We start from the raw sequence: 19,935 nt of genomic DNA, 5'->3' as shown, positions 1-19,935 counted from the left end.
GACGGAATGAAGACGGAAACGCGCTGGGTTAAGTGGATTTTACGAGCGATCGCGGCGGTGTTCGGGGTGGTTGCGAGCTATGCGGTCGCGGGGTTGGTCGGCGGGTCGATCCCGAGCAATCGCGACTGGCGGGCGCCGGCCGAGGGCGTTCATATCTTCGTCGAGAGCAACGGCGTGCATACCGGAATCATCGTGCCGAAGGTGGCCGCCGGGGTGGACTGGCGCGGGGTGGCTCGTGCGGAGGATCTGCGTGACCCTCGTTATGGCGCGTTCAATCATGTGGCGTTCGGGTGGGGGGAGAAGACGTTTTACCTGGAGACGCCGACCTGGGCGGACGTGAAGCTGCGGACCGTGGTTGCTTCGGCGGTCGGGAGTGATCGGACGTTGATGCATGTCGATCATCTGCCGAGGCCGCGCGCGGGCGATGGGGCTCGAGAGATCGTGGTCACGCCGGCGCAGTATCGGCGGTTGGCGGCGTATATCCGGGCTAGCTTTCGGGATGGGGGTGCGCGGTATCGGGGGTATGCGGGGTATGATGCGTTTTATGAGGCTAACGGGCGTTATAGCGCGGTGCGGACGTGTAATGCGTGGACGGGGGATGCGCTGCGGTTTGCTGGGGTTCGGGTTGGTTGGTGGACGCCGTTTCCGGTTAGCGTGATGGGGTGGTTTTGAGGGGCTGTCGCGAACGCCACAGCTTGTTCTCCCGCTTCCTTGTTCTCCCGCGAAGGCGGGAGTCCAGACTGGGCTCCCGCCTTCGCGGGAGAACAAGGAGGGTGCAGAGGGTCTGGTTTTAGCCACCACCCCGGCGGAGGCCGGGGCCCAGTTGGAAGGCAGCGGTAACAGCGCGCAGTCCGTCGTTAGCGACGTCCCCCAACTGGGCCCCGGCCTTCGCCGGGGTGGGGCTTAGTTTGGTGGTATTAGGAAGCCGCTCAGTTTCCCGCGCGATAACCTTGGTACTGGCCGCATTCCGAGCGCTGCGGATCGCGCTTGCAGCGCTTCGCGAGTTCCTTGCGCTGCTTGCCCTCTTCGGCCTCCTGCTTGCGCATCTTCTTGCCGTAGTTGCGGTCCGATTCTTCCTGACTTGTGGTGGTCCAGTCGACCGCTTTGCCGGCGACCTGGAACGGCGCCTTCACGATCGAAGTTGCGGTGCTGATGCAGCCACTTACGAGGAACGGCAGCACCGCGAGTACGGGAAGAACCTTACGCATTTACTTTACTCCTGCACGCGCGGTTCCCTGGGCTCGGTCGCGCGCTTGGGCTCCGTATAGCGGAAAGTCGGTGAAGAAACCGTCGATACCTTGTGCAAGGCCGGCGTCGATCTCCGCGGCGATGTCGCCGTGGGCTGCGGGGTCGGTGCCGCGGCGGAAGCGGGTCGGTTCGAAATAGTTTTCGGCGCGGTAGGTCCAGGGGTGGACGCGTAGCCCCGCGGTGTGCGCGTCGGCGACCAGCGTGGTGGGGGTCGCGTCGGTCCAGAGCATGCTCTTGTTCGGGCCGATGCCGTAGGCGTAGGCGGCGACCGCCTTGAGGCCTTCGGGCGTGATCATCGCCTTGTAGCTCGGCTGGGCGCCATCGGCGGGACCGCCCTCGCCGTCCATGAGCTGGATCAGGCGGACTTTCGTCATCTTGTGGAGGCGCTGGAGGTTGGCGACCTCGAACGACTGGATGAAGACCGGCGCTTTGGCCGAATCCCAGCCGGCCTCGCGCAGTTCGGCGACCAGTTTCGCGTCGGTCGGGTGGCCGATCTTCGCGAAATAGGTCGGATGCTTGGTCTCGGGATAGATGCCGATCGTCCGGCCCGTCTCGGTCGTGCGGCGCTTGGCGAGCGCGATGATCTCGGCGAGCGTCGGGATTGCGAATTGGCCGTCATAGGCGGTGTTCGCGGGGCGCAGCTTGGGCAGGCGTTCCTTCGCGCGCAGCGTCTTCAGTTCGGCGAGCGTGAAGTCCTCGACGAACCAGCCGGTCATGGTCTGGCCGTCGATCGTCTTGGTGGTTTTCCGGCCAGCGAACTCGGGATGGTCGGCGACGTTGGTCGTCTCGGCGATGTTGTTCTCGTGCCGCGCGACGAGGACGTCGTCCTTGGTCGGCACCAGATCGGGCTCGATGAAGTCTGCACCCTGGTCGATCGCGAGCGAATACGCCGCCAGCGTATGCTCGGGGCGGAGACCGCTCGCACCACGGTGCGCGATGACGATCGGGGGCGACAATCGGGGAGAAGCTGGCGTCATCGCAACAGCTTGCCCGCTCGCCGCCGCCAGTGCCAGCGCAACTATGTATGAGAGCCTGTCGCAATAGGAAACGATTGGTCGCATCGGCGTTGAGTCCTCGAAATCCGTACATTCCCGGCACATTCAACCAGGGGCACCGCCATGCATTTCACGATCAATGGTCAATCATATGACGCCGAGCCCGATATTCGCACGTCGGTGCTCGACCTGTGCCGCGAGCATCTCGGGCTGACGGGCTCGAAAAAGGGTTGCGACCATGGCCAGTGCGGGGCGTGCACGGTGCTGATCAACGGGCGCCGGGTCAATTCCTGCCTGACGCTCGCGGTGATGCATCAGGACGACGAGATCACGACGATCGAGGGCATTGGCCAGCCGGGCAACCTCCACGCGTTGCAGGACGCGTTCGTGCGGCATGACGGGTATCAGTGCGGCTATTGCACGCCGGGGCAGATCTGTTCGGCGGTCGGCATGCTCGATGAGGTCAAGAAGGGCTGGGCCAGCCATGCGTCGGGCGACCTGACCGATCCGAAGTTCGACGATGCCGAGATTTCCGAGCGGATGAGCGGCAATCTGTGCCGTTGCGCCGCGTATCCGAACATCGTCGATGCGATCCGCGAAGTCGGTGGTGCCGAGCCCGCAGGCCGGACCGCGGACGAGAAGGACGCCGCGATGGAAGCCAACGCGCGTGGGGAGCTGGTGGCATGAAGACCTTCACGTACGAGAAGGCCGCGACGCCCGAGGCTGCGGTCAAGGATATTGATACGAGCGGCGCCAAGTTCATCGCGGGCGGCACCAATTTGCTCGACCTGATGAAGTTGCAGGTCGAGACGCCGGACAAGCTGGTCGACATCTCGCGGCTCGATCTCGCGAAGATCGAAGAGCGCGAGGATGGCGGGCTGACGATCGGTGCATTGGTGCCGAACAGCGATCTCGCTGCCGACCGCCGCGTCGTTGCCAAGTACGAGGTACTGAGCCGCGCGTTGCTGGCGGGTGCCTCGGGGCAGTTGCGCAACAAGGCGTCGACCGGGGGCAATTTGCTTCAACGGACGCGGTGCTATTACTTCTACGACACCGCAGCGGCGTGCAACAAGCGCGAGCCGGGCAGCGGCTGTTCGGCGATCGGCGGCTTCAACCGCATCTTGGCCGTGCTGGGGACGAGCGAGCATTGCATCGCGACGCACCCGAGCGACATGGCGGTGGCGATGCGGGCGCTCGACGCGACGATCGTGACGCTGAAGGCGGACGGCGATCGTCGGCGGATCTCGATCCACGACTTCTACCGTTTACCGGGCGATACGCCGCAGATCGAGAACGCGCTCGAAGCGGGTGAGCTGATCACGCACATCGAGTTGCCGGCGCCGGTCAAGGGCAAGCAGGAATACCGCAAGGTTCGTGACCGTGCATCGTATGCCTTCGCGCTCGTCTCGGTAGCGGCGATCGTCGACGTGCAGGACGGCGTGATCGCGTCGGCCTCGCTCGCGTTCGGTGGGCTCGGCCCGATGCCGTGGCGCAATCCGGCGGTCGAGGCGGCTCTGGTCGGCAAGGCGCCGTCCGATGCCGTGTTCGAGGCTGCGGCGACGGCGCTGCTGGCCGATGCCAAGGGCTATGGCTCGAATGACTTCAAGATCCCCCTCGCCCGTCGCACGCTGATCGCGACGCTGCGCAACGTCACGGGAGCATAAGCATGTTTGGTCTTGGCACTACGAATAGCCTGACGATGGACAAGCCGCATCCGGACAGTCTTCTGGATACGGGCGTCCAGGGCGTCATCGGCAAGCCGCTCGACCGGATCGACGGTCCGCTGAAGGTCACGGGCACGGCGACCTATGCTGCGGAATATCAGTTCGCGAACATGGCGTACGGCGTGCTGGTCGGGACGAAGATCTCGGCGGGCAAGGTCGTTTCGATCGACGTCGACGCGGTCAAGGCGATCCCCGGCGTGATCGACGTCGTCACCGACTTCGACCAGTTCATCCGCGTCTCGGCGCAGGGCGGCGCGACCGATGCACCGACGCAGGGCGTGAAGGACATCGCGTTCTTCGGCCAGATCGTCGCGATCGTGCTCGCCGAGAGCTTCGAGGTCGCGCGGGATGCGGCGGCACGCCTGCCGATCGAGTATGACGAGGCCGAGGGTCAGTACGACTTCACCGCGCACCGCGACGAGACCCGGACCCCGCCGGACGACGCGACGCCCGCGCACTTCAAGCAAGGCAACGTCGACAAGGCGATGGCCGAGGCGGCTGTGACGATCGATTCGACCTATGTCACGCCAAGCCAGAACTCGGCGGCGATGGAGCCGCATGCCTCGACCGCGGTGTGGGAAGAGGATGGCTCGCTGTCGCTGTACGGCGCCTACCAGATGCCGACCTCGGACGCGCAGCAGCTGGCGAAGTCGCTGGGCTTGTCCGAGAAGAAGGTGCGGATCATCGCGCGCTATATCGGCGGCGGGTTCGGATCGAAGCTCGGCATCGCGCCCGAGAGCGTCGCGGCGGCGATTGCGGCGAAGCAGCTTGGCCGTCCGGTCAAGGCGGTAATGTCGCGGCCGCAGGTGTTCGAGGCGACGGTGCGGCGGTCGAATACCGAGCAGCGCGTGCGGCTGGCGGCAGATGCGGACGGCAAGCTGTCGGCGATCGGTCATGAGACGCTGACGTCGAACCAGCCGACCGAGGATTATTTCGAGCCTGCGGGTATCGGGACGCATCTGCTGTACGGTGGTGAGAACCGGTTGATCACGCATGAGGTGGTCGATGTGAACTTCGTGCTGTCGGGCTCGATGCGTGCGCCGGGCGAGGCGGTCGGGATGCTGGCGCTGGAGGGCGCGATGGACGAGCTGGCCGAGAAGCTCCAGATGGATCCGATCGAGCTGCGCAAGCGCAACGATCCGAAGATCGACCCCGAGAAGGACGTGCCCTATTCGTCGCGCAATCTGTCGCGTGCGCTCGACGAGGGTGCGAAGAAGTTTGGGTGGGACAAGCGGCAGAAGGCCGGCACGCGGCGTGAGGGCGAGTGGCTGATCGGCATGGGCGTCGCCTCGGCGGTGCGCGGCAACATGATGATGGAATCGTCCGCCAAGGTCGAGATCCATCCGGACGGCTCGGCGACGGTGTCGTCGGCGATGACCGATATCGGCACGGGCAGCTACACGATCCTGGCGCAGATCGCGTCGGAGATCCTGGGAATCCCGGTCGAGAACATCACGATGTCGCTCGGCGATACCAACGATCCTCCGGCGGCGGGTTCGGGTGGTTCGTGGGGTGCGGCGTCTTCGGGTACTGCCGTATACCTCGCGTGCGAGATGCTGCGCGGGAAGCTCGCCAAGGCGATGGACGTCGACGAGGACGGCCTGACGCTGAAGGACGGCAAGGCGATCGGCGACAACCGCTCGACGCCGATCGGCGAGCTGGTTGGCAAGGGTCTCGAGGCTACCGGGCATATCAAGCCGGGCAAGCAGGAGAAGGAGACGTCGCAGGCCGGGTTCGGCGCGCATTTCGCTGAGGTCGCGGTCAACGTGATCACCGGCGAGACGCGGGTGCGGCGGATGCTCGGGTCGTTCGCGGCGGGGCGTGTGCTCAACGCGAAGACCGCGCGGTCGCAGTGCCTGGGCGGGATGACCTTCGGGATCGGCACCGCGCTGACCGAGGACCTGATCCACGACACGCGGACCGGCAAGCTGGTGAACCACGATCTCGGCGAATATCACGTGCCGGCCAATGCGGACGTGCCGCAGATGGACGTCCACTTCGTCGACGAGCGCGACATCCATGCGAATCCCATTCACGCGAAGGGGATCGGCGAGCTGGGGATCTCGGGCGCTGGTGCTGCGGTGGCGAACGCGGTGTATAATGCGACGGGGATTAGGGTGCGCGAGTTCCCGATTACGCTCGACAAGCTGCTGGATCAGTTGCCGGCTGTTTGAGGGCTGACGATACCATAAACAGGTACCACCCCGGCGAAGGCCGGGGCCCAGTTGGGGGACGAAGATAACGAAGGATCGTCCTCGGTTATCAAGACCTTTCCAACTGGGCCCCGGCCTTCGCCGGGGTGGTGCTGGGGGAATGCGTAGCGCCCTCGTCAAACGCCCCTCTCCTACCCATATCCTTCGCTCCACCCGAGGACCGCAGAATGAACGAACACGTGATGGATGCGGCGTTTCGGCCGGGTGGTCTCGACCGCGCTAAGCAGGGCGTTCTCGGGCTCGGGCTCGACCGGATCGAGGGGCCGGCTAAGGTCACCGGCGTGGCGGACTATGCGTATGAGGGCACGCCCGATGGCATTGCCTATGCCGCGATCGTCGGTACGCCAGTTGGCAGCGGGCGCATCCTTGGCATCGACGTGAGCGCCGCCGAAGCTTTGCCAGGTGTCATTGCTATCATCCATAACGACGCGCGCATGCCGGCTGGCGAGTCCAATTCGCGCGCGATGCCGCTGTTCGATACCGACGTCATCCTTCACCTTGGCCAGCCGGTCGCGATCGTCGTCGCGGAGGACCAGGCGATCGCGCGCGATGCCGCCGCGCTGGTCGTGGTCCGCACCGAGGCGGGCGAGGATCGGTTCGACGTCGAGGCACAGCCGGTCGACACCGCGCCGAAAATCGGCTTCCTGCCGCCGATCGACAATGGCGATCTCGACGCGGTGATGGCGGACGCGGCGGTGACGTTCGACCGGACCTACACGACCCCCGTGCATTTCCCCGCCGCGCTGGAGCCGCATGCGACCACCGCTTGGTGGGACGGCGACAAGCTCACCGTGCGGTCGAGCAACCAGGTGATCGGCGGCGCGCGCAAGACGATCGCGAAGGCGCTGAAGATCGATGCGGACAAGGTGCGCGTGCTCGCGCCGTATGTCGGCGGCGGGTTCGGGGGCAAGACCGGCGTGGGTCCCGAGGCGATCCTCGCGGCGATCGCGGCGGAGGTCGTCGGGCGGCCGGTGAAGGTCGCGCTGCCCCGCCGCCAGACTGCGTATATGGTCCACCACCGCTCGCACACGACGCAGCGGATCCGGATCGCCGCCGACGCGAACGGCGTGATCCTCGGCATGGGGCATGAGAGTGTCGTCGCGCAGAACGACGATGGCGAGTTTTTGGAGCCGGTGCCGTTCGGGACGCTGCCGCTGTACCGGGGCGATGCGCGGCGGTTCAAGACCGACTTGGTGCGCGTCGACCTGCCCGCGAGCGGTGCGGTGCGCGCGCCGGGCGAGGCTGTGGGCACGTTCGGGGTCGAGTGCGCGATGGACGAACTGGCCAAGCAGCTCGGGATCGATCCGATCGAACTGCGGCGGCGCAACGAGCCCGAGACCGATCCGGTGAGCGGCAAGCTGTTCTCCACGCGGCGGATGCTCGATTGCTATACGCAAGGTGCCGAGCGGTTCGGCTGGCCGGATACGGTGCCCGCGCCGGGGTCGGTGCGCGAGGGCGAGTGGCTGGTCGGGATCGGCATGGCGGCGAGCCTGCGCGGCAACTTCACCGTCGAGGCGCAGGCGCGCGTACGGCTGGAGGCGGATGGCCGCGCGACGGTCGAGTGCGACATGACCGACATTGGTACTGGGACGTACACCATCCTCGCGCAGACCGCGGGCGAGATGCTCGGGCTGCCGGTCGCCGAGGTGAACGTGCGGCTCGGCGATACCGATTTCCCCCCGAGCGCGGGGTCGGGCGGATCGTTCGGCGCTGGCAGCGCGTGTTCGGCGGTGGTGCTGGCGTGCGAGGATATCCTTGGCGAGCTGGCGCTCAGGATGAATGCGGCGCCGGAGGATCTGAGCCTGCACGATGGCTGCGTGAGTGCTGGCGGGCGATCGGTGAAGCTTGCCGATCTGGTCCGCGGCGAACCGATCGTGGCGATGGGGAAGACCGGGCCGGGTGCGGAGAGCAAGCGCACCAGCCAGGCGAGCCACGGCGCGCACTTCGTCGAGGTCGCGGTGAACGCGGTGACGGGCGAGACGCGCGTGCGGCGGATGCTGGGCGTGTTCGATGTCGGGCGTGTGCTCAATCGCAAGACCGCGACGAGCCAGATCACCGGCGGGATGGCGTGGGGGATCGCCTATGCACTGAGCGAGGAAGGCATCGTCGACACGCGGACCGGAGCGTTCGTGAACCCGGATTTCGGCGAGTATCATGTCGCGGTGAACGCCGACATTCCGCAACTGGAGGTGCATTTCATCGAGGAGATCGACGACTCCGCGAACCCGGTTGGGGCGAAGGGCGTTGGGGAGCTCGGGATTTCCGGCGCGGGGGCTGCGGTGGCGAATGCGATCTACAATGCGACGGGCGTGAGGGTTCGGGACTTTCCGGTGACGCTCGACAAATTGCTGGCAGGACTACCCTCCATTTAAGAGCTGTTCCCCCGCGCAGGCGGGGGGGGGTCAGGATACCAAACGGAGCGTTCGTGGCTCCTGGGCTCCCGCCTTCGCGGGAGAACGAGAAGAGAGACAACATGGCCGAAAACGATAGCGTGCTCGCTGCTGCGAAGACCTGGAAGGGCGAGAGGATGGCGATCGCCACGGTCGTCTCGACCTGGGGATCCGCGCCGCGGCCCAAGGGGAGCCACATGCTCGTCCATGCCGATGGCCGGTTCGAGGGATCGGTGTCCGGCGGGTGCGTCGAGAGTGATATCCTCGCCACCGCCGCCGAGGTGATCGCCGGGGCGCCGTTCCAGGTGCGCAACTACGGCGTCGCGGATGCGGCGGCGTGGGAAGTCGGGCTGCCGTGCGGCGGCGAGATCGCGGTGATGGTGCAGCCGGTGTCCGCCGAGGGGTTCGATCCAGAGCTGTTCGACCGGATCGCCGATGCGCGCGACCAGGGCGATGCGCTGACCGTGACGACCGACCTCGCGACCGGGCACAGCGATGCGCGGCCGCTGGAGACGGGCGAGGTGTTCGTCAACCGCTACGATCCGCCCCGCCGGCTGCTGATCGTCGGCGCGGTCCAGATCGCGCAGGCCTTGGCGGGGCTGGCACGCGAACTCGGGATCGAGACGGTGGTGATCGATCCGCGCGCGCGCTTCCTGACCGAGGAGCGGTTTCCGGGCGTGACGCTCGACGATCGCTGGCCGGACGAGGCGATCGCCGCGCTCCGCCCCGGCCCTTCGACCGCGGTCGTGACGCTGAGCCACGACATCAAGATCGACGATCCTGCGCTGATCGCGGCGCTCGCGTCCGATGCCGCGTATGTCGGCGCGCTCGGCAGCCGCAAGAGCCATGCGGCGCGGCGCGAGCGGCTTGCCTCGGAGGGCGTTTCGCCCGAGAACATCGACCGGATCGATGCGCCGGTCGGGCTCGACATCGGCGCGATCGGACCTTCGGAAATCGCGCTGTCGGTCGCGGCAGCGATGATAGGAGCGTTCAATGATCGCCGCTGAAAACGTCTTCCTCATCCTCCTCGCGGCCGGGCGCTCGGGGCGGTTCGGCATTCCCAACAAGCTAGAGGTGCCGTTCCTCAACAAGCCGCTGGGCATGCACGTCGTCACCGCGTTCGAGAACATCCCCTTCAAGCGCCGGCTGGTCGTCACCGACGGCTGCAAGCTCGACTTCATCAGCCATCATTTCGAGGTGGTGCATAACGACGATCCGTCGTCGGGGATGTCGCAGTCGGTGAAGCTCGGCGTACAGTGCGCCAAGGACGAGGGCGCTGAGGCGGTGCTGATCGCGCTGGCCGACATGCCGCGTGTCACCGCGGCGCATATCTACCGGATGCTGGACGCCGCCGACAGCGCCGATGCCGTCGTTGCGTCGAGCGATGGCGAGAAGCCGAGCCCCCCTGCCCTGTTCGGGCGCGAGCGGTTCGATTTCCTGCTGACGCTGGACGGCGATGCGGGCGCGCGCGATCTGGTGAAGGCGGGGCGGCATGTCGTGACTGCGCCTGCCGAACTGATCGATATCGACACGCCCGAGGATCTGGACCGGCTGCAGGCGCTGGTCCGCGATCCCAAGGCCGCGATCACTCGTGCCTTAACGCGTCGATAGGGTTCATCGCCGCCGCGCGTCGTGCCGGGAAATAGCCGAAGACGACCCCGATCACCGCGGAGATCGCAAACGCGAAGATGTTGATCTCGGGCACGAACAGCCACTGAACCTTGATCAGCGGTGCGATGATCGCGATCGCGGCCTGCGCGACGATCAGTCCGATGACGCCGCCGAGGCACGACAGCGCGATCGCCTCGACGAGGAACTGCAACAGCACCTCGCGCGCGACCGCGCCGATGGCCAAGCGGATGCCGATCTCGCGCGTGCGCTCGGTAACCGACACCAGCATGATGTTCATGATGCCGATCCCGCCGACCACCAGGCTGATCCCGGCGACCGCGGCGACGATGCCGGTGAGCAGGGTCGTCGTGCCGGTCAGCGTGTCCGAAATCTGCTTGGTATCGAAGATGTTGAAGTTGTTGTCCTGCCCCGCAGCGAGGTGGCGACGCTCGCGCAGCAGGTCGGTCAACGATGCCTGGACCTGTTGCGTGTCATAGCCCTGATCGACACCGACGAGGATCGCCGCAACGTTCTGGTTGCCGGTGAAGCGGCGCTGGACGGTCTTGATCGGCATGACCACGACATCGTCCTGGTCGCCGCCGAAGCCCGCCTGCCCGCGCGTGCTGAGCGTGCCGATCACGTCACACGAGATGTCGTTGAGGCGGATTCGCTGGCCGATCGGATCGGCGCCGCGGAACAGGTTCTGGATGACGGTATTGCCGAGGATGCAGACCGCCTTGCCCGAGGCTTCCTCCTGCGCGGTGAAGAGGCGACCGCCGGCGAGCGGCCAGGGCTGGACCTCGAAATAGGCGCCGGTGGTGCCGTTGATCGTGGTGCTCCAGTTGGCGCCGTTGTAGATCGCGGTGGCGCTGCGCTGTTCGGTCGGGGCGACCGCAGTGACTCCGGCGATCTGCCGCGCGATCGGGTCGATGTCGTCCATCTTGAGCGGCGGCGGCGGCGGCCCGCCACCACCGCGGCCAAAGCCCTGGCCGGGACGGATCTGAAGGATGTTGGTGCCGAGCGACGAGATCGACTGCTGGACGGCGGCGGTGGTCGCCTTGCCGAGCGTGACCATCGTGACGACTGCGCCGACGCCGATGACGATGCCGAGGATGGTGAGGAACGACCGTAGCATGTGGCGGCGGATCGAGCGGAGCGCGAGGACGAGGGTTGTTCCGAACATTATCGTGTCGCCCCGGTATCGAGGACGCTGGTTTGCTGCTCCCCTCCCGCCTGCGGGAGGGGTCGGGGGAGGGGCTGATCAAACAGACCGGACGCCAGTACGTACGTCACGCCCTCCCCTAGCCCCTCCCGCAAGCGGGAGGGGAATGCTTCGCGGACGCCACTCACGAGTCCACGCTTTCGCCTTGGCGGTGCTGGCTTTCGATACGTTCCACCAGGCCGTCCTTGAAGTGGACCACCGTCCTCGCGAATGCCGCCATGTCGGGTTCGTGCGTGACCATCAACACCGTGATGTTCTTCTCCGCATTCAACCGCGTGAGCAGCTGCATGATCTCGATCGAGCGTTCGCTGTCTAGGTTGCCGGTAGGTTCGTCGGCGAGCAGCACGTCGGGGCTCGTCACCAGCGCACGCGCGATCGCGACGCGCTGTTGCTGGCCGCCGGACAGTTCCGCCGGAGTGTGATCCCACCAGTCCGCGAGGCCAACGGTGTCGAGGCTCGCCATCGCCGCATCCCGTCGCGCGCGCTTTTCGTCGCCGCGGTAGAGCAAGGGGAGTTCGACATTCTCCAGCGCGGAGGTGCGCGAGAGGAGGTTGAAGCCCTGGAAGACGAAGCCGAGGTGGTTGCGGCGGAGCAGCGCGCGCTGGTCGCGGTCGAGCGTTTCAACATGGTGGCCCTGGAACGTGAACGTCCCCGCGCTCGGCACGTCGAGGCAGCCGAGGATGTTCATCGTCGTCGACTTGCCCGACCCCGACGGCCCCATCACCGCGACGAAATCACCCGCCGCGATGTCGAGGTCGACGCCCTTGAGCGCCTGGAACATCGTCGCGCCGGTGCCGTACGTCTTGGTGACGCCACGCAAGGAGATCAGCGGGGGCGGGTTACTGGCCACCGCCCGCACCCTTGCTGGCGCCGCCCGACCGGCGCGCGGGAGTTTTCGTCGTGTCGGTGCCGGTGGCGAGCTGGCCGATGATGATCTGCGCGCCGGGCTGGAGATTGCCCGACAGCACTTCGGTCATCGTCCCGTTGGTGTCGCCCGTCGTGATCTGCACCGGCTGCGGCGTGCCGTCGGCGCCCTTGACGTAGATCGTCTGCTGCGAGCCGCGATCGAGCTTGGCGGTCCGCGCGTTGCCGCCGGCGCCGCGCCGTGGCCGGAAGGTCAGCGAGCCGGCGATGCCGCCGCCCTGATCCTTCGCGCCATCCGCGCTCGGCTTGAAGCGCAACGCCGCGTTGGGGACGAGCATGACGTTGCGCTTGTCCGAGGTGACGATGTCCGCGGTTGCGGTCATGCCCGGGCGGAGCGTCAGCGACGGGTTCGCGACGGTGAGGTCGGCGGCGTAGGACACGACCTGGCCGGTGGAGGTCGTCGCTGTGGTCGTCGTCGACGAGGTCGCCGAGCTGACCGTCAGGTTCGAGCCGAGATCGACGCGCGTGATCGTCGCGGGGAAGGTCTGGCCGGGGAACGCATCCACCGTGAAGCTGGCCTTCTGGCCGACCTTGACCTCGCCGACGTCGGCTTCGTCGATCGCGACCTCGAGCTTCATCTTGGTGAGGTCTTCGGCGATCACGAACAGCGTCGGGGTGTTGAACGACGAGGCGACGGTCTGGCCGGGATCGATCTGGCGCGCGAGCACGACGCCCGTCACAGGCGAGCGGATGATCGCGCGCGCGCGCTGAGTCTGGTTCTGCGCGAGGAGCGCGCGGCTGGCGACGACGTTGGCTTCGGCGACCTTCTGTGCGGCGACGGCGCGTGCGTAATCGGCGCGGCCGGTCTGGAGCTCGGTCTTCGACGGCACGCGACCACCCGACAGGCGCGAGACCTCTTCGAGACGGGTCAGCTGCGCGCGCGATTCGGCGACGGTCGCCTGCGCCTGCGCGACCTGCGCCTGGTTCGCCGCGAGCTGCGCGCTGGTCTGGCGGATCTGGTCGTCGAGCTGTTCGGGATCGATCAGCGCGAGCGGTTGGCCTGCGGTGACGCGGTCGTTGACGTCGACGACGACCTTGGTGACGAGACCCGACAGCTGCGAGCCGACCGTGACCTGCGTGGTCGGGGCGAGCTTGCCGGTGGCGGACACCGTGACGGTCAAATTGCCGCGCTGCGCCGGTGTGCTCGAATATTGCGTCTGTTCTTTCGCGCCGAAGCACTTCGCGAGCAGCAAGCACAGCACGACTACGCCGACCGCGATCGCGACCCACTTTACATAGCGCCTCCAGGGGGCCTGCGGCTTCACGCCGAGGAAATCGTCGATCGATGCGTCGGCCATCAGCGTGCCTCTGAAGTGTTCTGCGCACGCGGTGGCGCTTCGGGAATGACGGTCGAATCCCAGCCGCCGCCGAGCGCCGCATACAGCGCGATCAGCGCGGTGGCGGCATCGGCGCGCGCCTGCGTCGCGCCGTTGCGGGCGGACAGAAGCGCGGTTTCCTGCTGGTTGAGCGTGGTGAAATCGGTGAGGCCGGTGCGGTACTGGCTGCGGCTGAGGATCGCGGAATTGTTCGATGCGTCGAGCGCGATCGCGAACTGGCGTTCGCGTTCCTGCGCGGCCTGAAGCGCGACGACCGCGTTCTCGACGTCTTCGAGCGACGTCAGCACGGTCGACTTGTAGAGCGCGAACGCACCGTCGGCGGCGGCTTCGCTGGTGCGGACCTGGCTTCGCAACCGCCCGCCGTTGAAGATCGCCTGGGTCAGCCCGGCGAACAGGCTGCCGGTGATCGCATCGCCGATGCTGCCGATCGAGGTCGCGTTGGTGTTGAGGTTGCCGGTGATCGCGAGCGCGGGATAGAGCTGCGCCTTCGCCACGCCGATCCGTGCGGTCGCCGCCGCCAGTGCGCGCTCGGCGGAACGAATGTCGGGGCGCTGGCGCAGCGTGTCGGCGGGGATACCGACGCCGACCGCGGCGGGGCCGGTTGGGATCGCCTTCACGGGCGCCATCATCGTCCGGAGCGCGCCGGGCGCCTGCGCGGTCAGCACGCCGATCCGCGCCACGGCGGCGGCATATTGCTGGTCGAGGCTAGGGATCGTCGCGGCGGTCTGCGCGCGCTGGGCCCGCGCCTGTTCGGCGTCGACGCTGGAGACGAGCCCTGCCTGGACGCGGAAGCCGGCGATCTCGAGATTGTCGTCCTGGATCGCGAGCGAAGCGCGGGCGTTGGCGAGTTGCTGCTGGTAGAGCCGCGCGAGGACGTAGTTGCGCGCGACCTCGCTTTCGACCGAGATCAGCACGGTGGCGTAGTCGTAGCCGGACGCGGCGTAATCCGCGCGGCTGGCCTCGACGGTGCGGCGGATCTCGCCGAACACGCCGACCTGGTAGCTGGCGCTGGCGCCGAGCGTAAAGCTGTTGGCGCCGCCGCCGCCGGTATCGACGACGGTGCCGTCGGGTAGCGTAAACGAGCGGCCGCCACCGCGGACGTTCTCGTTGCGCTGGTACCCGGCCGAGCCGCTGACCGTCGGGAGCAGCGACGCGCGGTTCTGGAGCAGGCTTTCTCGCGCCTGGCGGAGGCGGGCGACGGACTGTGCGATGTCGAGATTGGCGGCGGCGGCCTGCTCGACGAGCTGACCGAGGACGGGGTCGTCGAACTTCTGCCACCAGCGGGTGAGATCTTCGGGCTTGGTTTCGGGCGTGACCGAATAGGCGTCGGGGACGCCCAGCTCGGCGGCGGCCTTGGGGTGGTAGTCCGGGCCGACGGTGCAGCCGGCTAGCAGGGCAGCCGCGGAGACGGGTGCGATGAGGAGGGCGCGGACGCGGGACATGGGCGGCAGGCATGACCAAGCGGCTGGGGCTAGTCCAGCGGTTTTGTGTCGCGAGGTGTCGCAGGTGGGTTGGATTGGCGGGGCGTGGGGGGCTTCAACGAGCGCCGGCACCGCGGACTTGCTCGGCTCTATCCCAATGGGACTTTGATCCGCTGTTTGACGTGGACCACTCCCCGCTGCTTTGTTCTCCCGCGAAGGCGGGAGCCCAGTCTGGGTCCCCGCCTTCGCGGGGAAACAAGGTTTGCTGGCCTCCGTCACCCCGGACTTGTTCCGGGGTCCACAGGGCCGCATTCTCTCTAGGTCCTGAGGGTGCGGAACGGTGGATGCCGGAACGGGCCCGGCATGACGAAGAGATGTCTCGTATCCACACCACCCCGGCGAAGGCCGGGGCCCAATTGGGCGGACCGGGCTAATAAATGACTGTGGACTATTACAACTGCCTTTCCAATTGGGCCCCGGCCTTCGCCGGGGTGGTGGTAGGTGCGGCGATGTGAGTGGTGAAAATGTGCCACGTCTTAGCGTTCATGCCTGCTTCTCCCTTTCTTGTTCCCCCGCGGAGGCGGGGGGCCAGGGTTACGGGCGATGCGCTGCTGGGTCCTGGGCTCCCGCGTTCGCGGGAGAACAGGAAGGGTGGTCGCGCTTGCCCCCTCCCCCGCCCCAAAATTCGAACCGCACCCGTTCCAATTTTGCAGTGCAGCGGAACGTTGCGGCAGCGCTATGGGTTCAGGGATGATGCTAGCCGAACGCCAGCCCGCGACTGATGTCCTCGCGCCGCCCCTTGCCGTGCCCGACGCCGTGAGCCTGTTCTTCGATTTCGACGGGACGCTCGTCGATCTTGCCGCGACGCCCGATGCGGTCGTCGTCGACCAGATCCTGCTCGATACGCTCGATACGCTCGCCGAGCGCTTCCCCGGTCGCGTCGCGATCATCAGTGGGCGCTCGATCGCGCAGCTCGACGCGATGCTCGGGCGCCACGCGCATCTGTTCGCGGTCGCGGGCAGCCACGGGGCCGAGACGCGGACGCCCGACGACGGCCATATCGCGGCTGAGCGCCCCGCCTCGCTCGAAGCCGCCGCGGATGCGTTCCGCGACTTCGCCGACGCCAACGGACTCGTCTACGAAGCCAAGAGCCTCGGCGCGGGGCTGCATTACCGGATGGCGCCGGACTTCGAACCCGCCGCGGTCCGCCTTGCCGAAGACCTCGCCGTCACCCACGGCCTCACGCTTCAGCGCGGCAAGATGATGGTCGAGCTGCGCACCCCCGGCGACAAGGGTGCAGCGCTCCGCAACCTGATCGCGGCGCCGGCGATGGCGGGGAGCGTGCCGTATTTCTTCGGCGACGACGTCACCGACGAGGACGGGTTCGAGGCCGCGCGCGACCTTGGCGGGGCGGGCGTGCTGATCGGCGAGCAACGGCCTACCGCCGCCACCTACCGCCTGAACGACGTTGCCGCACTTCGAGACTGGATTGCTGCCATATTGGAAACACCCACGTTGGAAACACGATGACCGCACCTACCCAAAAAGCCGACATGAACCTCTGGCCGATCGGCAATTGCCAGGTCTCCGCGCTGATCGACAAGACCGGCACGTTCGTCTGGGGCTGCGTGCCTCGCGTAGACGGCGACCCCGCGTTCTGCGCGCTGCTCGGCGGCGATGCGCCCAAGACCGGGTTCTGGGCGATCGAACTGGAGGGCGGTGCGAAAACCACGCAGGCCTATATCCGCAACACGCCGATCCTGGTCACGCGTCATGAGGACGAGGCGGGCAACGCAGTCGAGGTGATCGATTTCTGCCCGCGCTTCGTGCGCGAAGGCCGCACCTATCGCCCGACCAGCTTCGTGCGGATCGTCAAACCGGTAGCCGGCTCGCCGCGCATTCGCGTTCGGATGCGGGTCGCGACCAACTGGGGGAAGCCGACCGAGCACACGCAGGGTTCGAACCACATCCGTTTCCTGATGGACGACCAGACGCTGCGGCTGACCACCGATGCGCCGGTCGGGCATATCGTCGGCGAGAACTGGTTCCGGCTCGAGCGCCAGATGCACCTGTTCCTCGGTCCCGACGAGAGCTTCGCGGGCGTGTTGCACGAGGCGGCCGAAGCGATGCTGTCGCGGACCAAGGACGAGTGGCGCCACTGGGTGCGCGGCCTCGCGACGCCGGTCGAGTGGCAGGACGTCGTCATCCGCGCGGCGATCACGCTGAAACTGTGCCAGCACGAGGAGACCGGCGCGATCGTCGCCGCGCTCACCACCTCGATCCCCGAGCATGAGGGGTCGGAGCGCAACTGGGACTATCGCTACTGCTGGATCCGCGACGCCTATTATACCGTGCAGGCGCTGAACCGGCTGGGTGCGCTTGACGTGCTCGAAGGGTATCTCGAATATCTGCGCAACATAGTCGATGCGTCTAAGGGCGGCCATGTCCAGCCGCTCTACGGCGTCGGCGGCGAGGCGACGCTGATCGAGCGGATCGAGAGCGACCTGCCCGGCTATCGCGGCATGGGCCCGGTCCGCGTCGGCAACCAGGCGTACGAGCAGATCCAGCATGATGCGTACGGCCAGATCATCCTGTCCGACGTCCAGGCGTTCTTCGACAAGCGGCTGTTCCGGATGTCGAGCGAGGAGGATTTCAAGAGCCTCGAACTGGTCGGCGACCGCGCTTGGGAGACGTACGACAAGCCCGACGCTGGCCTGTGGGAGCTGCGCACCAAGGCGCACGTCCACACCTATTCGGCGGCGATGTGTTGGGCGGCGTGCGACCGGCTTGCGAACGCGGCGGAGGTTCTCGGGCTCGAGGATCGCCGGACGTTCTGGGAGGAGCGCGCCAACACCATTCGCACCACGATCGAGCAATCGGCATGGCGCGAGGATACGCAGCGTATCTCGGCGACGTTCGGTGGCGACGATCTCGACGCGAGCCTGATCCAGCTGCTCGACCTGCGCTTCTTCGCGCCCGACGATCCGCGGTTCCAGTCGACGCTCAAGGCGGTCGAGGAGGGTCTGCGGCGCGGGAGCCACATGCTGCGTTACGCGACCGAGGATGATTTCGGCCTGCCGCACACCGCGTTCAACGTCTGCACCTTCTGGCTGATCGAGGCGCTTCACGCGACCGGTCGAACTGCCGACGCACGCGCGCTGTTCTGCGAGATGGTTGCGCGGCGGACGCCGGCCGGGCTGCTGTCGGAAGATATCGACCCGAATACTGGCGAGCTGTGGGGCAATTATCCGCAAACCTATTCGCTGGTGGGGCTGATCAATTGCGCGGTCCTGCTCAGCAAGCCGTGGAGTGCCGTCCGATGAGCCGCCTCGTCGTCATCTCGAACCGCGTCCAGTCGGTTGACGCCCCCTCGGGCAACCAAGGCGGCCTCGCGGTCGCCTTGCTCGCCGCGCTCCGCGAAAAGGGCGGTGTATGGTTCGGCTGGTCGGGATCGACCACCGAGACCTTCACCGGGCACATCAATTTCCAGCAGGGCAAGGGCGTCACCACCGCGACGATCGACCTCGAAGAGCAGGATTTCGACGAATATTATAATGGCTATGCGAACCGCACCTTGTGGCCGCTGTTCCATTACCGGATCGACCTGACCGAGTTCGAACGCGATTTCTCGAGCGGTTACGCGCGCGTCAACAAGCGCTTTGCCGAGACGGTGCTGCCGTTGATCGAGCCCGAGGATCTGGTGTGGGTCCACGACTATCATCACGTCCCGCTTGGGCAGGAACTTCGGAAGCTCGGCGTCGAGAACAAGATCGGGTTCTTCCTCCACATCCCGTGGCCGCCGATGGCGATGCTGCTGTCGCTGCCGAGCCACCGTGCGCTGGTCGAATCGATGTTCGCGTACGATGTCATCGGCTTCCAGACGCAGGACTGGCTCGACAGCTTCCTGCATTACGTGACGAGCCAGCTCGACGGTATCGTCGGCGAGGATGGCTGGGTGACGGTCGGCGACCGCACGATCAAGGCGATCACGACCCCGATCGGGATCGAGACCGCGGACTTCGAGAAGTCGGCGAACAGCGACGCGGCGCGGCATGCCAAGGAGCGGATGTACATGTCCGCGACCGGTCGCAGCCTGATCGTCGGGGTCGACCGGCTCGATTATTCGAAGGGCCTCGCCGAGCGGTTTGCCGGCTACGAGCGCTTTCTCGGGTCGCATCCGGATCGGCGTGGGCTGGTCTACATGCTCCAGATCGCGCCGCCTTCGCGCGAGAAGGTCGACACGTATCAGGAGATTCGTGCGAACCTCGATTCGATGTCGGGGCGGATCAACGGCGAATATTCGGACATCGACTGGACGCCGATCCGCTACGTCAACCAGGGGTTCCCGCGCGACGTGTTGGCGGGGATCTACCGCGCCGCTCGCGTTGGGTTGGTGACGCCGTTGCGCGACGGGATGAACCTGGTCGCGAAGGAATATGTCGCGGCGCAGGATCCCGAGGATCCGGGCGTGCTGGTGCTGTCGCACTTCGCGGGCGCTGCGACGCAGCTGAAGGATGCGGTGCTGGTCAATCCGTACAGCCCCGAGGAAATGTCCGACGCGATCGACCGGGCGCTGAAGATGCCGCTGGCCGAGCGGAAGGAACGCTGGGAGAAGCTGATCGACAACGTCCGCAAGGAGGACGTGATGTGGTGGTGCGAGTTGTTTATTACGGCGCTCGAGGCGGTGCCGGAGCACGTTGAGGCCTGACTTCTTGGCCCTTTGAATAGTAGAGAGCGTAACTTCTTGCCCCCCTCCCTGGAAGGGAGGGGTTGGGGGTGGGTTGGCCAGTTTGTGTCAATACGCCCTGGGCTATGCGGAAGCCGACCCACCCCCGGCCCCTCCCTTCCAG

At 66.6% G+C, this 19,935-nt stretch carries 16 protein-coding genes; 10 read left to right on the top strand and 6 right to left on the bottom strand.

Translation table 11 applies throughout. The annotated features are described in order from the left end of the window. The first annotated feature begins 6 nt into the window (after nucleotides 1–6). The gene (locus tag ASF09_RS01190; RefSeq protein WP_060524004.1) at nucleotides 7–672 is read left to right on the top strand and encodes a TIGR02117 family protein; all 666 of its coding nucleotides are present in this window, start codon (nucleotides 7–9) and stop codon (nucleotides 670–672) included. A 257-nt stretch (nucleotides 673–929) separates the two neighbouring features. Here ASF09_RS01190 and ASF09_RS01185 read toward each other — a convergent pair whose 3' ends face one another. Then, complete coding sequence (locus tag ASF09_RS01185; RefSeq protein WP_056060708.1) at nucleotides 930–1,208, bottom strand: hypothetical protein; 279 nt, start codon at nucleotides 1,206–1,208, stop codon at nucleotides 930–932. Further along, a complete protein-coding gene (locus ASF09_RS01180; RefSeq protein WP_060524002.1) occupies nucleotides 1,209–2,225 on the bottom strand; it encodes a glycerophosphodiester phosphodiesterase in 1,017 nt (338 codons plus the stop codon). 141 nt (nucleotides 2,226–2,366) lie between these two features. Between ASF09_RS01180 and ASF09_RS01175 the strand changes: the two genes are divergently transcribed. From ASF09_RS01175 to ASF09_RS01150, 6 genes are all read left to right on the top strand, one after another. Continuing rightward, nucleotides 2,367–2,930: a 2Fe-2S iron-sulfur cluster-binding protein gene (locus ASF09_RS01175; RefSeq protein WP_082441359.1), complete on the top strand. Its 564-nt coding sequence runs from the start codon at nucleotides 2,367–2,369 to the stop codon at nucleotides 2,928–2,930. After that, nucleotides 2,927–3,907 carry an FAD binding domain-containing protein gene (locus ASF09_RS01170; protein WP_060524000.1) on the top strand — a complete coding sequence of 327 codons (981 nt, stop codon included), beginning with the start codon at nucleotides 2,927–2,929 and terminating at the stop codon, nucleotides 3,905–3,907. The genes ASF09_RS01175 and ASF09_RS01170 overlap by 4 nt, the downstream gene beginning before the upstream one ends. Before the next feature lie 2 nt (nucleotides 3,908–3,909). After that, complete coding sequence (locus ASF09_RS01165; RefSeq protein ID WP_060523998.1) at nucleotides 3,910–6,141, top strand: xanthine dehydrogenase family protein molybdopterin-binding subunit; 2,232 nt, start codon at nucleotides 3,910–3,912, stop codon at nucleotides 6,139–6,141. Nucleotides 6,142–6,347: 206 nt separating this feature from the next. Beyond that, nucleotides 6,348–8,552 carry a xanthine dehydrogenase family protein molybdopterin-binding subunit gene (locus tag ASF09_RS01160; protein ID WP_060523997.1) on the top strand — a complete coding sequence of 735 codons (2,205 nt, stop codon included), beginning with the start codon at nucleotides 6,348–6,350 and terminating at the stop codon, nucleotides 8,550–8,552. A gap of 101 nt (nucleotides 8,553–8,653) precedes the next feature. Further along, nucleotides 8,654–9,577: an XdhC family protein gene (locus tag ASF09_RS01155; protein WP_060523995.1), complete on the top strand. Its 924-nt coding sequence runs from the start codon at nucleotides 8,654–8,656 to the stop codon at nucleotides 9,575–9,577. Further along, the gene (locus ASF09_RS01150; protein ID WP_060523993.1) at nucleotides 9,564–10,181 is read left to right on the top strand and encodes a nucleotidyltransferase family protein; all 618 of its coding nucleotides are present in this window, start codon (nucleotides 9,564–9,566) and stop codon (nucleotides 10,179–10,181) included. Before ASF09_RS01155 ends, ASF09_RS01150 begins: the two co-directional genes overlap by 14 nt. Here ASF09_RS01150 and ASF09_RS01145 read toward each other — a convergent pair. The 4 genes from ASF09_RS01145 to ASF09_RS01130 form a co-directional block, all read right to left on the bottom strand. After that, nucleotides 10,156–11,364, bottom strand: coding sequence for an ABC transporter permease (locus tag ASF09_RS01145; RefSeq protein ID WP_060523991.1), 1,209 nt, complete (start codon nucleotides 11,362–11,364; stop codon nucleotides 10,156–10,158). The genes ASF09_RS01150 and ASF09_RS01145 overlap by 26 nt on opposite strands. A gap of 163 nt (nucleotides 11,365–11,527) precedes the next feature. Beyond that, nucleotides 11,528–12,184, bottom strand: a complete 657-nt coding sequence (locus tag ASF09_RS01140) for an ABC transporter ATP-binding protein (protein ID WP_082444038.1) — start codon at nucleotides 12,182–12,184, stop codon at nucleotides 11,528–11,530. A 58-nt stretch (nucleotides 12,185–12,242) separates the two neighbouring features. After that, nucleotides 12,243–13,625: an efflux RND transporter periplasmic adaptor subunit gene (locus ASF09_RS01135; RefSeq protein ID WP_060523989.1), complete on the bottom strand. Its 1,383-nt coding sequence runs from the start codon at nucleotides 13,623–13,625 to the stop codon at nucleotides 12,243–12,245. Beyond that, on the bottom strand, nucleotides 13,625–15,106 hold the full coding sequence (locus ASF09_RS01130; protein ID WP_060523987.1) for an efflux transporter outer membrane subunit: 1,482 nt from the start codon (nucleotides 15,104–15,106) through the stop codon (nucleotides 13,625–13,627). Before ASF09_RS01130 ends, ASF09_RS01135 begins: the two co-directional genes overlap by 1 nt. Before the next feature lie 729 nt (nucleotides 15,107–15,835). On the opposite strand from ASF09_RS01130, the gene otsB reads away from it, so the two are divergent. From otsB to ASF09_RS01115, 3 genes are read left to right on the top strand one after another with little or no spacing between them, the layout of a single operon-like run. After that, on the top strand, nucleotides 15,836–16,615 hold the full coding sequence (otsB, locus tag ASF09_RS01125) for a trehalose-phosphatase (RefSeq protein ID WP_060523986.1): 780 nt from the start codon (nucleotides 15,836–15,838) through the stop codon (nucleotides 16,613–16,615). Beyond that, nucleotides 16,612–18,408 (top strand): glycoside hydrolase family 15 protein, encoded by a 1,797-nt coding sequence (locus tag ASF09_RS01120; RefSeq protein WP_056060739.1) that lies wholly within the window; start codon nucleotides 16,612–16,614, stop codon nucleotides 18,406–18,408. Before otsB ends, ASF09_RS01120 begins: the two co-directional genes overlap by 4 nt. Continuing rightward, entirely contained in the window at nucleotides 18,405–19,793 is a 1,389-nt protein-coding gene (locus ASF09_RS01115) for an alpha,alpha-trehalose-phosphate synthase (UDP-forming) (protein ID WP_060523984.1), read from the top strand. The genes ASF09_RS01120 and ASF09_RS01115 overlap by 4 nt, the downstream gene beginning before the upstream one ends. The last annotated feature ends 142 nt before the right edge of the window (nucleotides 19,794–19,935 follow it).

Source organism: Sphingomonas sp. Leaf242, from assembly GCF_001422045.1.
In the GTDB taxonomy this organism is placed as follows: Bacteria; Pseudomonadota; Alphaproteobacteria; order Sphingomonadales; family Sphingomonadaceae; genus Sphingomonas.
Note: the sequence above shows the minus strand (reverse complement) of the source record. Positions and strands in the feature narration are given on the sequence as shown.

Bases quoted from the DNA above. Each gene is read 5' to 3' on its own strand.
- ASF09_RS01165 (WP_060523998.1), top strand. From the start codon at position 3,910: ATGTTTGGTCTTGGCACTACGAATAGCCTGACGATGGACAAGCCGCAT.
- ASF09_RS01175 (WP_082441359.1), top strand. From the start codon at position 2,367: ATGCATTTCACGATCAATGGTCAATCATATGACGCCGAGCCCGATATT.
- ASF09_RS01190 (WP_060524004.1), top strand. From the start codon at position 7: ATGAAGACGGAAACGCGCTGGGTTAAGTGGATTTTACGAGCGATCGCG.
- ASF09_RS01115 (WP_060523984.1), top strand. From the start codon at position 18,405: ATGAGCCGCCTCGTCGTCATCTCGAACCGCGTCCAGTCGGTTGACGCC.
- ASF09_RS01120 (WP_056060739.1), top strand. From the start codon at position 16,612: ATGACCGCACCTACCCAAAAAGCCGACATGAACCTCTGGCCGATCGGC.
- ASF09_RS01150 (WP_060523993.1), top strand. From the start codon at position 9,564: ATGATCGCCGCTGAAAACGTCTTCCTCATCCTCCTCGCGGCCGGGCGC.
- ASF09_RS01155 (WP_060523995.1), top strand. From the start codon at position 8,654: ATGGCCGAAAACGATAGCGTGCTCGCTGCTGCGAAGACCTGGAAGGGC.
- ASF09_RS01180 (WP_060524002.1), bottom strand. From the start codon at position 2,225: ATGACGCCAGCTTCTCCCCGATTGTCGCCCCCGATCGTCATCGCGCAC.
- ASF09_RS01135 (WP_060523989.1), bottom strand. From the start codon at position 13,625: ATGGCCGACGCATCGATCGACGATTTCCTCGGCGTGAAGCCGCAGGCC.
- otsB (WP_060523986.1), top strand. From the start codon at position 15,836: ATGATGCTAGCCGAACGCCAGCCCGCGACTGATGTCCTCGCGCCGCCC.
- ASF09_RS01145 (WP_060523991.1), bottom strand. From the start codon at position 11,364: ATGTTCGGAACAACCCTCGTCCTCGCGCTCCGCTCGATCCGCCGCCAC.
- ASF09_RS01170 (WP_060524000.1), top strand. From the start codon at position 2,927: ATGAAGACCTTCACGTACGAGAAGGCCGCGACGCCCGAGGCTGCGGTC.
- ASF09_RS01140 (WP_082444038.1), bottom strand. From the start codon at position 12,184: ATGTTCCAGGCGCTCAAGGGCGTCGACCTCGACATCGCGGCGGGTGAT.
- ASF09_RS01160 (WP_060523997.1), top strand. From the start codon at position 6,348: ATGAACGAACACGTGATGGATGCGGCGTTTCGGCCGGGTGGTCTCGAC.
- ASF09_RS01185 (WP_056060708.1), bottom strand. From the start codon at position 1,208: ATGCGTAAGGTTCTTCCCGTACTCGCGGTGCTGCCGTTCCTCGTAAGT.
- ASF09_RS01130 (WP_060523987.1), bottom strand. From the start codon at position 15,106: ATGTCCCGCGTCCGCGCCCTCCTCATCGCACCCGTCTCCGCGGCTGCC.